Raw genomic sequence first — 13,588 nt, 5'->3', positions numbered from 1 at the left:
GCCAGGGTGGGCAGGCTGCACGGTCGGGCGCAGCCTCCTGGTCGAACGACGCTCGGGTCCGCGCTATTCCTTCTTCTGCTCGGCCTCGACCGCTCGGTGGATGTTGCCGTGGATGTGGTCCGCCCCGATGAGGTCGATCACGCCGTCGCGTTCGAGCACGGCGCGCGGCCCTGGTTTGAGCCGGGTGAGCCGGAGCTGAACGCCGGCGTCCCGGGCGAGAGTCACGGCGTCCGCCATCGAGGCCGCGCCCTGGGAGTCGATGAAGTTGATCCCGCCGCAGTCGAGCACGATCCCGCTCAGTTCCGGGTTCGCGTGAATCACCTCACGCAGGTGGTCTTCGAGCGCGTCGGCGGTGGCGAAGAACAGGCCGCCGTCGAACCGGACGACGGCCACGCCCGGAAGGATCTCATCGCCGGGGTTGGCGTCGACCTCTCGGAACACCTGCGTACCCCGTTCACGTCCGAGGGTCGGCATCTCCGGGCGCGTGGCCACGGCCACCAGCCAGAGCAGGGAGAGCGCGATCCCGATGATCACGCCGGCGAGCACGCCGAAGACCAGGGTTCCGAGCAGTGCGACGATCGCGATCCAGAAATCGACCTTCTTCACCCGGAAGAGCCGGCGCATCTCGGGGACGTCCATCATGCCGCTGACGACCGCCTCGATGATCAGCGCCCCGAGGACCGCCTTGGGCAGGATGGAGAACAGCGGCGCCAGGAGCAGGAGAGTCAGCAGCACGGTGACGCCCGACGTCAGGGACGCCAGCCCCGTCTTCGCGCCAGTGCGGTCGTTCAGCGAGCTCGCCGACAGACTGGTGGAGACCGGCATCCCCTGGAACAGGCCCGCGCCGATGTTGGCCGCGGACTGGGCGACGGACTCCTGGTCGATGTCGATCTGGTAGCGGTGTCTGGCCGCGAATGTGCGCGCGTCGCCTGCGGTCTGGGAGAAGCCGATCATGACCAGCGCCACGGCGGCCAGGGCGACGGTGCCCGCGTGCTCCCACAACTGCTGGCCGTCCGGGAACCGCGGCACCGGCAATCCCCTGGGCACGTCCCCGACCAGGGCCACACCCTTGGCGCCGAGGTCGAACAGCGCCGCCGCGAGCAGACCGCCGACGACGAGGACCAGGGCACCGGGCACCCGTGGGGCGATCGCCCGGAGGCCGAAGACGACCACGAGCGAGACGATCCCGACGAGCACCGTCGTCGGTTGCGCATCCTTCAGGGTGCCGAACCACGACCAGAGCTCCTGGATCGGGTTCGCACCGGCGGTCTCCGTCCCGGTCAGCTTCGGGAGTTCCCCGATCACCACGTCGATCGCGGCGCCGAAGAGGAAGCCGGTGACCACGGCCCGCGAGAGGAACTGCGCGATCCAGCCCATCCGGAAGACCGCGAGCACCAGGAACAGGATGCCCGAGGCGAGTGTGATGCCGGCGACGAACGAGGCGACCTCCTGCTCGCCGGTGATGCCCGCCGCGAGCACGGCGCTGGCCGCGACCGCCGCCAGACCCGAGCTCGGACCCATCGAGATCTGCCGGCTCGTCCCGAAGACCGCGTAGAGGATCGCACCGGCGGCCGCCGCGTACAGGCCGTTCTGCAAGGGCACGCCGGCGATGCCCGCGTACCCCAGATTCTTGGGGACGATGAGTGCGGCGACGGTCACCCCGGCGATCAGATCTCCGCGGAGCCAGGAACGCCGATAGGAGCGGAGTTGACCCACGATCGGTAGCCGGCTCGGACTGCGACCACCTGGCTTGGGCATCATCTCCTCCGAAAGGCGGAGCGTCGTTCGCTTCGCGTGGCCAGAAGGTACGACCGTCGCTGTGCGCGCGGCAAGTACGTTCTTCAGCCCTCACCCGGCACTGGTGCCGATGTGGCAAGTTGCTCCAGTCAGAGCATGAGCCACACCATGCCGATGAGGATGGACGGCGATCTCGTCGACGCCGCGCCCGGCTTCGCCACCGGCATAGCCGCGAGCGGAGCCCCTCCCTATACTTGCGGCCGAACGGCAGTCACCGCTCGTGAGGAGACCGACATGACCGATGAGACATCCACTCCCGCCGACGAGCCCGACGCGGCCGTCAGCGTGGAGGCGGCGGGCATCAGCGACGGCGCGTACACGCTGCTCGCCGCCGATTTCGCGGACACCGACATCGCGATGGAGGCGTACGAAGCACTCAAGAAGGTCGAGGACGGCGCGACGGTCAAGATCGACGGGGTCGTCGTCGTCAGACGGGAGGCGGGCGGCAGACTCGAAGTGCAGAAGGCCACCGACCACAGCACCCGCGAGGGCCTCACCTGGGGCGCTGTGGGCGGCGCGGTCCTGGGCGTGCTCTTCCCGCCCTCGATCATCGGCAGCGCCCTCGTGGTCGGCGCCGGCGGCGGCCTCATCGGCAAGCTGCGCGAGCGCCACCACAGGAAGGAGCTGGCGAAGGAGCTCGAGGACGCGATCGCGCCCGGCCACTCCGGCATCATCGCGCTCGTCTCCAACCCGGGCGAGGTCAAGATCCGCGAGGCGCTCGAGAAGGCCGACCGGATCGTCGAGAAGGCCGTCGACGATGCCGCCGCGGCGGACATCAAGGCAGCGGGCAAAGAGTCGGACAGCGCGACCGGCTCCGGTGGCGCGGCCGACGCATCCGAGCCCGGGAGCGACTCCGCCGACACGAAGTAGAACGGCGGGATCACCCCGAGAGTGAGCGAATGAGCAATCACTTGGGCCGATACGAGCAGGTCGGCGAAGTCCTCGCCCGCCACGGTCTCGGCTTCCTCGCCGAGGTCACGGGCGTCGGCCGCTGGTTCGGCAATCGCCGCGCGCCCGGGGCTGACCGCCGTGACCAGACGACGACACCGGTGCGCCTGCGCCTGGCGCTGGAAGATCTCGGGCCCACCTTCATCAAACTGGGCCAGCTCCTCTCGACCCGCTCCGACCTGTTGCCGCCGCCCTACCTCACCGAACTCTCGAAGCTTCAGGACGCAGCGCCTGCCGTCCCGGCCGCGGAGATCGTCGACGCGATCCGAGCGGAACTCGGCGCCGACGTGGAGGAGCTGTTCGCGGACTTCGACGTCGTCCCCCTCGCGTCCGCGTCGATCGGGCAGGCCCACGCCGCGCACTTGCACGACGGAACACCGGTGGTGGTCAAGGTGCGGCGACCGGGCGTCGTCGCCCAGATCGAGGAGGATCTGGAGATCGTGCAGAGCCTCGCCCGGCAAGCGAGCCGCCGGTGGGAGCGCGCTCGCGGCTACGACCTGGAGGGGATCGCCCAGGATTTCGCGATCAGCCTCCGGGCGGAGATGGACTACCTGCAGGAAGGGCGAAATGCGGAGCGGTTCGCCACGAACTTCAGTGCCGACCCGCACGTGCTGATCCCTCGCGTCATCTGGGAGACGACGACCTCCCGCGTGCTGACGCTCGAGCGCATGACGGGCATCAAGATCAACGACCTGGAGCGCCTCGATGCGGCCGGCATCGACCGCAAGGCGGTCGGCCGACGGGGTGCCGAAGTGGTGCTCACGATGATCTTCCACGATGGCTTCTTCCATGCGGATCCGCACCCGGGAAACCTCTTCGTCACACCCGACGGCAGCATCGCGCTGATCGACTTCGGCATGGTGGGCGAACTGAACGAGGAGCTGAAGGAGGAACTGGCCGACTTCCTGATCGGGTTCACACAGGCGAGTCCTCCGTTGCTCGCCTCCGCGCTGTACGCGCTCTCGGTCACCAAGGATGTCGACGACCGGCCACGGCTGGAACAGTCCCTGGCCGGATGGGTGTCCCAGTACGCCGGCCGACCGCTGAGCGAGGTCAGCTTCGCCCACCTCATCGGCCAGTTGCTCGCCATGCTCCGCGAGCATCACCTCCAACTCCCGCGACACATGGCGCTGCTGTTCAAGGTGCTGATCATGGTCGAGGGCCTGGGTGTCCGGCTGGATCATGATTTCGCAATGGGGGAAGTGCTCACCCCGTACGCACGCCGCCTGGTGGAGGACCGCGTCTCCGTCACGGCGACCGCTCAGCGACTGCTGCGCGCGTCCGGCGACGCGGCCGAACTCTTCATCGAGCTTCCTCGACGGCTGCGTCGAATCGTCGAGACCCTGGACACGTCGGGGATCCAGATCCATGTGCGCGCGGCCGAGTTGGAGCCCCTCGTCGGGCGCGCCGAGCGGATCGGGAACCGACTGGTCGCCGGAATGGTCGTCGCCGCACTCATCAACGGAATCGGCGATCTCGTCGTCGGCGAGCGCAAGGGGCGGTCCTGGGTGAGCGTGCTGATGACCGCGGGCCTGAGCACTGTCGGAACGCTCATCGGCTACCTCTTGTGGACCGGCCGGCGCCGCCACTGACAGGCCGCTCGCCACCGGCGGATGAGGTCCGAGGGGCGCTACGGTGAGTCCATGAGCCGCGTCCGCGCCGAGGAGTTGTCACGCCGGCCGACCCCGGGTCTCGGTCGCCTCCTCTTCGGTTCGGCCGTCGTGCTGCTCTGCGCGCGAATCGTGGCCGGCCTGGTCACGTGGTCGCCGTGGCCGTCCGCTCTCGTCATCCGCAGAGTCTTCAACAGGGGCGCTGCCGAAATGGTGACGGAGATGCAGCAGCAGATGCCCACGTCCGGGATCGCCGGCACGACCGGTCTCCGCTACGCGCCCGGCTCGCCCGACACGACATTCGATATTTTCCGGCCGGACACTGCGGACGCGCCTTTGCCGGCCGTCGTCTGGATCCACGGCGGCGCCTGGATCTCCGGGTCGGCCGCCGACGTCGCCCCGTACCTGCGCATCCTCGCGGAACACGGCTACACCACGGTCGGCCTGAACTACACCGTCGGGCCGGAAGCGACCTATCCGACGGCTGTGCGCCAGCTCAACGACGCCCTCGGGTACCTCGCCGGGAACGCCGCGAGCCTGGGCATCGACCCGACCCGGATCGTCCTCGCGGGCGACTCCGCCGGGGCGCAGCTCGCCAGCCAGCTCGCCGCTCTCACCACCAACCCGGAGTACTCACGCCTCCTGGGAATCGAGCCTGCGCTCCACGCGTCACAGCTGTCCGGTGTCATTCTGAACTGCGGAGTCTACGATCTCGACGCCCTCGCCGATCTGACGGGGATCACCGGATGGGGTTTCCGGACCGCGCTCTGGTCCTATGCCGGCACCAAAGAGTGGTCGCAGACAGACGTCGGCACCACGATGTCGACCATCCGGCACATCACGGCGGACTTCCCGCCCACCTACATCTCGGGCGGCAACGGCGACGGCCTCACCCGCACGCAATCCCTCCCGCTGGCTGCGGCCCTCGCGGCGAAGGGTGTCGACGTGACGGAACTGTTCTGGCCCTCATCGCTCGAACCGGCGCTGCCGCACGAGTACCAGTTCCACCTGCGCCGGCCCGAGGCGCGACAAGCGCTCACGGCGACCATGGACTTCCTTGCCGCGCACACGATGTGATCGTGCGTACTCCCCACTCGGCGGGGGCGACTTCATTCGGGCATCACGTCCTTTCGCGTGGCGTGAAGGTGCCGGGAGATCCGCCGACCAGTGACGCTGTCTGGATGGATGGCGACGTACACGTAGGTCTCGGTCGGCGCCCAGTCCGGCCAGGACAGCTGCTCGACGGCCCGGATCCGGGCCGGGTCGTGCAGGACTCGGGCCGTCCCGCGAACGGAGATGCTCCAGGCATCTTCGCCGTCGCGCTCGTCCACCTCGAAAGCGACAGCGGGATTGGCGGTCAGGTGCCGGAGCTTGGTCCCATCCGCCGTGCGGAACACCACCTCGCGCTCCGTCACCGCATAATCGACGGGGTAGATCTCGGGCTGGTTCGCGGCGCTCAGTCCGACACGTCCGAACGAATGCGTCTCCAGGAGCGCCCAGCAACTGTCTTCCCCCAGCACCGTCGCAGGTCCCTGCGGGGACCAGATGTCCTCGTCCCGATTCACGGCATTCATGATCATTTACCTCCGATCCCGGTCTCCGCCCTCCCGCGCCCAGGACGAGAGCCGTCTTCAGTTGGGCGCGATGCCGAAAATGGCGAGGATCGCATGGATCTGCGACGCGAACATCGTCGACACGATCATCAGCGCTCCCCACGCCAACGCGAACAGCATGACCGCCCAGGCGACGGTCACGGCCGCCAGCTCCAGGAACGCGCCGGGGTGCGCCGGCCGCCGGGCGCTCACCGCGTGACCATCTTCGTGTTCATGGTGCAACGCTGGGACTTCCCCTGTTTCATCAGGAGGGGCGAAAGTCCCGCCGTTCCCTCTCGGACCGCAGTCTTCCCGGGGTGAACGGGAGCCGCGCGAGCATCCGCGCGCCAGGGCGAGGCACATTCCCACCGCGGGTCTCACGGGTCCTTCGGCCCTTCCCGCGGCCGGCCGCCCGGACTTGGCTGACCGCATGACAACGCTGAGCGGCACCGTACGCCGGCCCACGATCCACAAGGATCCGAGCGCGCTGCGTGTGACCCCGAACCTGGTGGATTACGAGGCCGCCTGCCGATCCTTCAGCTGGGAGCAGGCGCGCCAGGCGCTGACCGGGTTGCCGGGCGGCGGCCTGAACATCGCGTACGAGGCCGTCGATCGGCATGCTGCGGGCCCTGACGCCACCAAGGACGCTCTGCGTTTCGTCCACGCCGACGGGACGGTCGACGCTGTGACCTACGCCGGACTCGCGGAGCGGACCGACCGCTTCGCGAGCGTGCTGCGCGCGCTCGGGGTCGGGCGCGGCGAGCGCGTGTTCTCGCTGCTCGGCCGCCGTCCCGAGCTCTACGTCTGCGTGCTCGGGACGTTGAAGAACGCCAGTGTGTTCTGCCCGCTCTTCTCCGCGTTCGGGCCGGAGCCGGTGCGGCAGCGCATGCAGCTCGGCAACGCTCGCGTACTCGTCACCACGCGTGCGTTCTACACCAAGAAGGTCGCGCCGATCCGTTCCGAGCTCCCGACGCTGGAGCACGTGCTGCTCGTCGACGCCGAGGTCGGCGCCGGGCTACCGGATGGCACCCTCGATCTCGCCCGCCTGATGCGAGACGCACCGCCCTCCGCACCGATCGTGCCGACCGCTGACGACGACATGGCCCTGCTGCATTTCACGAGCGGCACGACGGGGCTGCCGAAGGGGCGGTGCACGTGCACGAGGCGGTGGTCGCCCACGCCTCCACCGGGCTCTACGCTCTCGACCTGCATCCCGACGACGTGTTCTGGTGCACGGCGGACCCCGGTTGGGTGACGGGCATGTCGTACGGCGTCATCGCGCCGCTCGTTCACGGTGTGACGACGATCGTCGACGAAGAGGAACTGGACGCGGACCGCTGGTACGGCATCCTCGAACAGCAGAAGGTCTCGGTCTGGTACACCGCCCCCACCGCGCTGCGGATGCTCATGAAAGCCGGGACCGACCGTGTGGCGGCGCACGACCTGTCGGCGCTCCGGTTCATCGCGAGCGTCGGTGAGCCTCTGAACCCCGAGGTGGTGGTCTGGGGCGTCAGCGCGTTCGGAATGCCGATCCACGACAACTGGTGGCAGACCGAGACCGGCGGCATCATGATCGCGAACTTCGCCGCGATGGATGTCCGGCCCGGCTCGATGGGGCGCCCACTTCCGGGAGTGACCGCCGCCCTCGTGCGCCGGGACGACCACGGTGCTGCGCTGGTGCAGGACGGCGAGGCCGTGCTGGTGACGGAGGCGGACAGTGTGGGAGAACTCGCCCTGCGGCCGGGCTGGCCCTCGATGTTCCGCGGTTACCTGGGCGAGCCGGAGCGCTACGCACGGTGCTTCGTCGGGGGCTGGTACCTCACCGGCGACCTCGCGACGCGGGATGCGGACGGCTACTTCTGGTTCGTCGGCCGCGGCGACGACGTGATCAAATCCTCCGGCCATCTGATCGGCCCGTTCGAGGTCGAGAGCTCCCTCATGGAGCATCCGGCCGTCGCCGAGGCAGCCGTCATCGGCATCCCCGACCCGGTCGCGGGCGAGCTCGTGAAGGCGTTCGTCGAACTGCGTCCGGGCTGGGAGCGCAGCGATGCGCTGAGGCTGGAGCTGATCGGGTTCGCACGCAAGCGGCTCGGACCCGCGGTGGCTCCGCGCGAACTCGATTTCGCCGAGGCGCTGCCGCGGACCCGGAGCGGCAAGATCCTCAGGCGCCTGCTCAAAGCCCGCGAGCTGGGCCTCCCCGAAGGCGACACATCGACAGTCGAGGCACCACGATGACCACCTCCCGAACGAGCCGGAGCAACCGGACCGCACGCGCCACCGGAGCGGCCGCGCCTGCGTCGTCCCCGGGGAATCCGGGTGACGCACTCGGCCGCCGCCTCCTGAAGGACATGCTCCGGGTCCGACGCCTCGAGGAGAAGTGCGTCGAACTCTACAGCGCCGCCAAGATCCGCGGCTTCATGCACGTCTACATCGGCGAGGAGGCCGTGGCGGCCGGAGTACTGGCGACGCTCGATCCCGAGGACGGCGTGGTGGCCACCTACCGCGAGCACGGTCATGCGCTCCTGAAGGGTGTCACCGCCCGGGCGATCCTCGCCGAGATGTACGGACACGTCGAAGGATGCTGTCTCGGCCGCGGCGGCTCGATGCACCTGTTCGACGCCGCGACGCGCTTCTTCGGCGGCAACGCGATCGTCGCCGGCGGCCTCCCGCTCGCCGTCGGGCTCGCACTGGCCGACAAGCTGGCCGGACGCTCTCGCGTCACCGCGTGCTTCTTCGGCGAGGGCGCCGTCGCGGAGGGCGAGTTCCACGAGGCGCTGAACCTGGCCGCACTCTGGCAGCTGCCGGTGCTGTTCTGCTGCGAGAACAACCTCTACGCGATGGGCACGGCACTCGACCGCTCCGAGTCCCAGACCGACATCGCGCTCAAAGCCGCCGCCTACGAGATCCCCGCCTGGCCCGTCGACGGGATGGACGCCCTCGCGGTCGAGGAGACCGCCCGGCGCGCGGTCGACGCCGTGCGCTCCGGCGGAGGGCCGCACTTCCTCGAACTGCGCACGTACCGCTTCCGAGCGCACTCGATGTACGACCCGGAACTCTACCGCGACAAGTCCGAGGTGGAGGCGTGGATGACGCACGACCCGGTCGACGCGCTGCGCTCCCGGCTCACAGCGTCCGGTGCGTTCTCCGACGACGACTGGGCTGCCTTGGAGGAGGAGGTCGCCGCCGACATCGACGACGCTGTCGCCTTCGCGGAGGCCGGGACGCCCGAGCCCGTCGCCGAGCTCACGCGCTTCGTGTACAGCGAGGCCACCTCGTGAAGACGACCTACCGCGAGGCCATGCGCGCAGCCATCCGCGAATCCCTCCAGCGCGACGACCGCGTCTTCCTCATGGGCGAGGACGTCGGCAAGTACGGGGGCTGCTTCGCGGTGAGTCTCGGCCTCCTGGACGAATTCGGACCGGACCGGATCCGCGACACCCCGCTGTCGGAGTCCGGGTTCGTCGGGGCGGGCATCGGCGCGGCCCTCGGCGGAATGCGGCCCATCGTCGAGATCATGACGGTCAACTTCAGCCTGCTGGCGCTGGACCAGATCGTGAACAACGCAGCGAGCATCCTGCACATGTCGGGCGGCCAGTTCAACGTGCCGATCGTGTTCCGGATGACCACCGGCGCCGGCCGCCAACTGGCCGCACAGCACTCCCACAGTCTCGAAGGCTGGTACGCGCACATCCCGGGGCTGCGCATCCTCACCCCGGCGACGCTGGAGGACGCCCGCGGGATGCTGTGGACGGCGCTCCAGAACCCCGACCCGGTGCTGATCTTCGAGCACGGGTCGCTGTACCCGCGGAGCGGAGAGCTCGCCGACGACGCCGGCGCGGTCGACATCGTCAGCGCCGCGGTCCGGCGGCCCGGCTCCGACGTCTCCCTCATCACCTACGGCGGCACTCTGCCGATGGTCCTCGAGGCGGCGGACCGGCTGGCCGCCGACGGCATCGACGCGGAAGTGATCGACCTCCGGACGCTGCGGCCGCTCGACGAGGAGGCGATCCTCGCCAGCGTGACGAAGACGCACCGTGCCGTCGTGATCGACGAAGGCTGGCGCAGCGGAAGCATCTCGGCGGAGGTGAGCGCCCGGATCACCGAGCACGCGTTCTACGAACTGGACGCGCCCGTCGGGCGTGTCTGCAGCGCCGAGGTCCCCACACCGTACGCGCACGATCTCGAGCAGGCGGCACTGCCGTCGGCCGACCGGGTCGTCGCCGCCGCACGCGAGGCGGTGGGCCGTGGGTGACTTCCTGATGCCCGCCCTCGGCGCCGACATGGAGCAGGGCACACTGGTGGAATGGCTGGTGAAGCCCGGGGACGCCGTGCACCGAGGGCAGCTGGTCGCCGCGGTCGACACCGACAAGTCCGTCATCGACGTCGAGACCTTCGAGGACGGCGTCGTCTCCGAGCTCCTCGCGCACGTCGGCGACGTGCTCCCGGTCGGTGCGCCCCTGGCACGGATCACGCCGACCCCGGCGTCCGCCGGAGGACCGGCCCCGACGACTCCTGTCGTCACTCCCTCGGCGACCACCCCGGCTGCAGCGCCCGTCACCACCCCGGTCAGCCCACCGGTCCGGAGGTTGGCCCAACGGCTCGGCGTGGACACCGGGTCGCTCCACGGCACGGGTCGCGGCGGCACCGTCACGCACAAGGACGTGGAGCGGGCTGCCGGCCCGGCGCCGGCACGCACCCCTGCCTCCGGTGCGCCGGCCGTCGCAGCGCCGTCGAGCGAGGCCCGCGCACCCGCTCGCGGCCGCTCGTCACCGCGGGCGCGGAAGCTGGCCGCCGAGCGGGGTCTCGACCTGGGCGCCGTCACAGGCTCCGGCCCCGGCGGCGCCGTGGTCGAAAAGGATCTCGTCGGCGCCCCGGCCCCCGCCCCCGCGCCTGTTCCTTCGCCGACGGCTGCGACGTCGACCGCGAAACGGACCGCCGGCCTCCGCCGCGCGATCGGCGCGCTGATGGCCCGCTCCAAGAAGACCATCCCGCACTACTACCTCAGCACCACGATCGACCTCCGCGCGGCGATGGCCTGGATGACGGACGCCAACGCGGGCCGTCCCGCCTCCGCGCGGCTCGTGCCCGCGATCCTGCTGATGAAGGCGACGGCGCTCGCTGTGCGCGACGTCCCCGAGATGAACGGCTACGTCGTCGACGGCGAGTTCCAGCCGAGCACACCCATCCACCTCGGCGTAGTCGTCGCGCTCCGCGGAGGCGGCGTCGTCGCCCCGGCGATCCTGGCGGCCGACACGCTCGCCCTCGATGACCTGATGGCCCGCCTCCGCGACCTGGTCGCCCGAGCCAGGGCCGGTCGGCTGCAGCGCGCGGAGATGACCGAGGCGACGATCACCGTCACCAACCTCGGCGACCTCGGCGTCGACAGCGTCTTCGGCGTGATCTACCCGCCGCAGGTCGCCCTCGTCGGCTTCGGGCGGGTGGCCGAGCAGCCGTGGGCACACGACGGGATGGTGGGAGCGCGTCCGGCCGTCGTCGCCACGCTCTCCGCCGACCACCGCGTCAGCGACGGCATGCGCGGAGCACGGTTCCTCAGCCGCATCGACGAACTGCTGCAGAGACCGGAGGAGCTATGAACACCCAGGATGCCCGGGCCGCCGTGACCGCCGCCTTCGGAGAGGTCGCGCCGGACATCGCCCCGGACGAACTCGTCGAGAGCGCCCGCCTGCGGCAGGACCTCGAAATCGACTCGCTCGACTTCCTGCGCCTGGTCGAGCTGGTCGCCGAGTCGACCGGTGTCGACACCCCCGAAGACGACTACCGGCAGCTCGACACGGTGGGCGGCTTCATCGGCTACGTCGCTTCCCACGGTCGGTGACCGAACCCGAACCCGCATCGCGGACCGATGACCGGTTCGCCGGAGCAGGCCGGTCACGCGTTCGGCACCCCAGCCACGACGACGCTCCTGGGTCTCTCCCGGGGGCCTTAAGCCTCTAACGACGATGTTCCCCGTGCGGGAGACTCGACCTATGCCAGCCGATCAGTCCCGTCCGAAGTGGACGCTGATCGGCGGTCACCGATGCGCCCTGGACCCGCGGTCGAGGCGGGACGGATGATCGCAGATCGGTGACAGGGCTCGCGCCACCTACCGGGGGGTCTGTGGCGCGAGCCAACCTCCCCCGCAATGCGGACTCCCCAGCTTTGCGCGTACGGAGCAGGGTGGAAGACATCCGACCAGGAGGCAGCCATGATCACACCCGAATCGCAGGCGCAGCCGCACGTGCCCTTGTGGGCGCCCCGCTACCAGGCGTCATTCGGCGAGGCCTTCGTGCGCTACTGGAAGAAGTACGCCCGCTTCGACGGGCGCGCCAGCCGCAGCGAATACTGGTGGTGGGCACTCGCCGACGCCCTGGTCGTCCTCGTTCTGTATGCGATGGTGCTGGCCGGTGCGTTCGTCGGATCCTCCCGCGACGCCGAGGGGAGCTTCGTCCCGGGACCGGGGGCCGCCTTCGGCATCATCCTCATCGCCGGGTGGTGGCTTGCGACGATCATCCCCGGTCTCGCGCTCGCCGCCCGGCGCCTGCACGATGTCGATCTGAGCGGGCTGCTGCTGCTTCTGCTGCTCATCCCGAGTCTCGGCGGGTTGACGATCTTCGTGATGACGCTCCTTCCGCCCAACCCGCGCGGAGCCCGATTCGACCGTCCCGATGGCGAGGTCCCGGGCTACACCGTCCTCGTTCCCGGCGTCGGGCTCCCGCCGCGCGATTACGGCTGGCCGGAGACCCCGCTCCCCTATGCGGGCCCAGCAGGAGGCCAGCCTCTGTACGCGACGCCGCGGCCGCCGCAGAAGCCGGCCGGCGAACCGCCGGCGCCACCGCAACCGCCTGGCCCGGCGCCGGCGGAGCGTCCCGCACCTCCGCCGGATCCGCCCTCCGCCCCGTGACTCGCGTCGGGAGGGCGGAGCAGCCTTCGTACGATCGGAGGGAGCCGGGACGACCAGGCTAGGCGGTCAGGAGTCGGCCGAATCCCTTGCTCCACACGCCGTCGCCTGCGAGGGCCGCGTAGGCGATGCGCTCGACCGACGAAGCCTGCGCCCGCAGCGGCTCTGCCACGACGCGCTCCGGCGTCGAGCGGAAGACGAACTTGGCGAGATCGCGTGCGCCGTCGAGGCTCGGCGCCGTCGGTGCCCGGTCGAAGCGCTCGATGAAGCGCCGGAGGTTGCTCGACGCGGACAACTCGCCGAGTCGGTCGTCGAAGATCCAGCTTTCGCAGATCAGCGGAGCGCCGTCGTCGAAGGCGCGCGCGGCCCACGCCAGCGACCGGTCGACCGCGTCGGGATCCAGCGGTCCGAGTTCCGGGATGTGCAGGTTTCGTCCCCGCCGACCCGCGCGCCGTTCGAACTGCAGGCGCCCCAGGGCCACCACCTCGCCGGTGAACACCGCGAGCAGCCAGTCGTCGCCGACCAGGTCGTCGTAGGTCTCGACCTTTCGCGGGATGTCCGCGAGCGATGCCTCGGCCACCGAAGCGGGGAAACCTCGCGTCACCAACGCGGCGACGGCCTCGTCGTGCAACGCGCCCATCGCCTCGACGAGCTCGTCCCTGTCGACAACGGGAATCGGCCGCGAACGCCCCGAGGCCAGCATCGACCGCAGCGCCGCCGTCGCGGCAGTCACCGGCACTGCG

General features: G+C 70.1%; 13 protein-coding genes and 1 pseudogene. 10 read left to right on the top strand and 4 right to left on the bottom strand.

The annotated features are described in order from the left end of the window. Positions 1-63: 63 nt before the first annotated feature. Positions 64-1,758 (bottom strand): SulP family inorganic anion transporter, encoded by a 1,695-nt coding sequence (locus ACR5MH_RS19265; RefSeq protein ID WP_431349466.1) that lies wholly within the window; start codon positions 1,756-1,758, stop codon positions 64-66. A gap of 273 nt (positions 1,759-2,031) precedes the next feature. Here ACR5MH_RS19265 and ACR5MH_RS19260 point away from each other — a divergent pair, with 273 nt between their 5' ends. Genes ACR5MH_RS19260 through ACR5MH_RS19250 form a run of 3 tightly spaced genes read left to right on the top strand, consistent with a single transcriptional unit; the run spans position 2,032 to position 5,432 of the window. Beyond that, on the top strand, positions 2,032-2,667 hold the full coding sequence (locus ACR5MH_RS19260) for a DUF1269 domain-containing protein (protein WP_431348652.1): 636 nt from the start codon (positions 2,032-2,034) through the stop codon (positions 2,665-2,667). 29 nt (positions 2,668-2,696) lie between these two features. Beyond that, the gene (locus ACR5MH_RS19255; RefSeq protein ID WP_431348651.1) at positions 2,697-4,337 is read left to right on the top strand and encodes an ABC1 kinase family protein; all 1,641 of its coding nucleotides are present in this window, start codon (positions 2,697-2,699) and stop codon (positions 4,335-4,337) included. 51 nt (positions 4,338-4,388) lie between these two features. Beyond that, on the top strand, positions 4,389-5,432 hold the full coding sequence (locus tag ACR5MH_RS19250; protein ID WP_431348650.1) for an alpha/beta hydrolase: 1,044 nt from the start codon (positions 4,389-4,391) through the stop codon (positions 5,430-5,432). A 32-nt stretch (positions 5,433-5,464) separates the two neighbouring features. Here the strand turns inward: ACR5MH_RS19250 and ACR5MH_RS19245 are convergent, their stop codons facing one another. Together ACR5MH_RS19245 and ACR5MH_RS19240 are read right to left on the bottom strand one after the other, a co-directional pair. Further along, the gene (locus ACR5MH_RS19245; RefSeq protein WP_431348649.1) at positions 5,465-5,929 is read right to left on the bottom strand and encodes a pyridoxamine 5'-phosphate oxidase family protein; all 465 of its coding nucleotides are present in this window, start codon (positions 5,927-5,929) and stop codon (positions 5,465-5,467) included. Positions 5,930-5,986: 57 nt separating this feature from the next. Beyond that, positions 5,987-6,160 (bottom strand): hypothetical protein, encoded by a 174-nt coding sequence (locus tag ACR5MH_RS19240; protein WP_431348648.1) that lies wholly within the window; start codon positions 6,158-6,160, stop codon positions 5,987-5,989. Positions 6,161-6,377: 217 nt separating this feature from the next. Between ACR5MH_RS19240 and ACR5MH_RS19235 the strand changes: the two are divergent. The 7 genes and pseudogenes from ACR5MH_RS19235 to ACR5MH_RS19205 form a co-directional block, all read left to right on the top strand. Continuing rightward, a pseudogene (locus tag ACR5MH_RS19235) lies at positions 6,378-7,660 on the top strand (AMP-binding protein); the annotation flags it as partial. Between the two features lie 42 nt (positions 7,661-7,702). Then, on the top strand, positions 7,703-8,182 hold the full coding sequence (locus tag ACR5MH_RS19230; RefSeq protein ID WP_431349465.1) for an AMP-binding enzyme: 480 nt from the start codon (positions 7,703-7,705) through the stop codon (positions 8,180-8,182). Next, positions 8,179-9,225: a pyruvate dehydrogenase (acetyl-transferring) E1 component subunit alpha gene (gene pdhA, locus ACR5MH_RS19225; protein ID WP_431348647.1), complete on the top strand. Its 1,047-nt coding sequence runs from the start codon at positions 8,179-8,181 to the stop codon at positions 9,223-9,225. Before ACR5MH_RS19230 ends, pdhA begins: the two co-directional genes overlap by 4 nt. Continuing rightward, positions 9,222-10,199, top strand: a complete 978-nt coding sequence (locus ACR5MH_RS19220) for an alpha-ketoacid dehydrogenase subunit beta (RefSeq protein ID WP_431348646.1) — start codon at positions 9,222-9,224, stop codon at positions 10,197-10,199. The genes pdhA and ACR5MH_RS19220 overlap by 4 nt, the downstream gene beginning before the upstream one ends. Beyond that, the gene (locus ACR5MH_RS19215) at positions 10,192-11,541 is read left to right on the top strand and encodes a dihydrolipoamide acetyltransferase family protein (protein WP_433862068.1); all 1,350 of its coding nucleotides are present in this window, start codon (positions 10,192-10,194) and stop codon (positions 11,539-11,541) included. The genes ACR5MH_RS19220 and ACR5MH_RS19215 overlap by 8 nt, the downstream gene beginning before the upstream one ends. Beyond that, a complete protein-coding gene (locus ACR5MH_RS19210; protein ID WP_431348645.1) occupies positions 11,538-11,783 on the top strand; it encodes an acyl carrier protein in 246 nt (81 codons plus the stop codon). Before ACR5MH_RS19215 ends, ACR5MH_RS19210 begins: the two co-directional genes overlap by 4 nt. Positions 11,784-12,152: 369 nt before the next feature. Further along, the gene (locus ACR5MH_RS19205) at positions 12,153-12,848 is read left to right on the top strand and encodes a DUF805 domain-containing protein (protein WP_431348644.1); all 696 of its coding nucleotides are present in this window, start codon (positions 12,153-12,155) and stop codon (positions 12,846-12,848) included. Positions 12,849-12,906: 58 nt separating this feature from the next. On the opposite strand, the gene ACR5MH_RS19200 is transcribed toward ACR5MH_RS19205, so the two are convergent. Then, the gene (locus ACR5MH_RS19200) at positions 12,907-13,578 is read right to left on the bottom strand and encodes a hypothetical protein (protein ID WP_431348643.1); all 672 of its coding nucleotides are present in this window, start codon (positions 13,576-13,578) and stop codon (positions 12,907-12,909) included. Between the last annotated feature and the right edge of the window lie 10 nt (positions 13,579-13,588).

It is taken from the genome of Streptomyces sp. L7 (assembly GCF_050990935.1).
Classification (GTDB): domain Bacteria; phylum Actinomycetota; class Actinomycetes; order Actinomycetales; family Microbacteriaceae; genus Leifsonia.
This window is presented reverse-complemented; position numbering and strand designations above follow the sequence as displayed.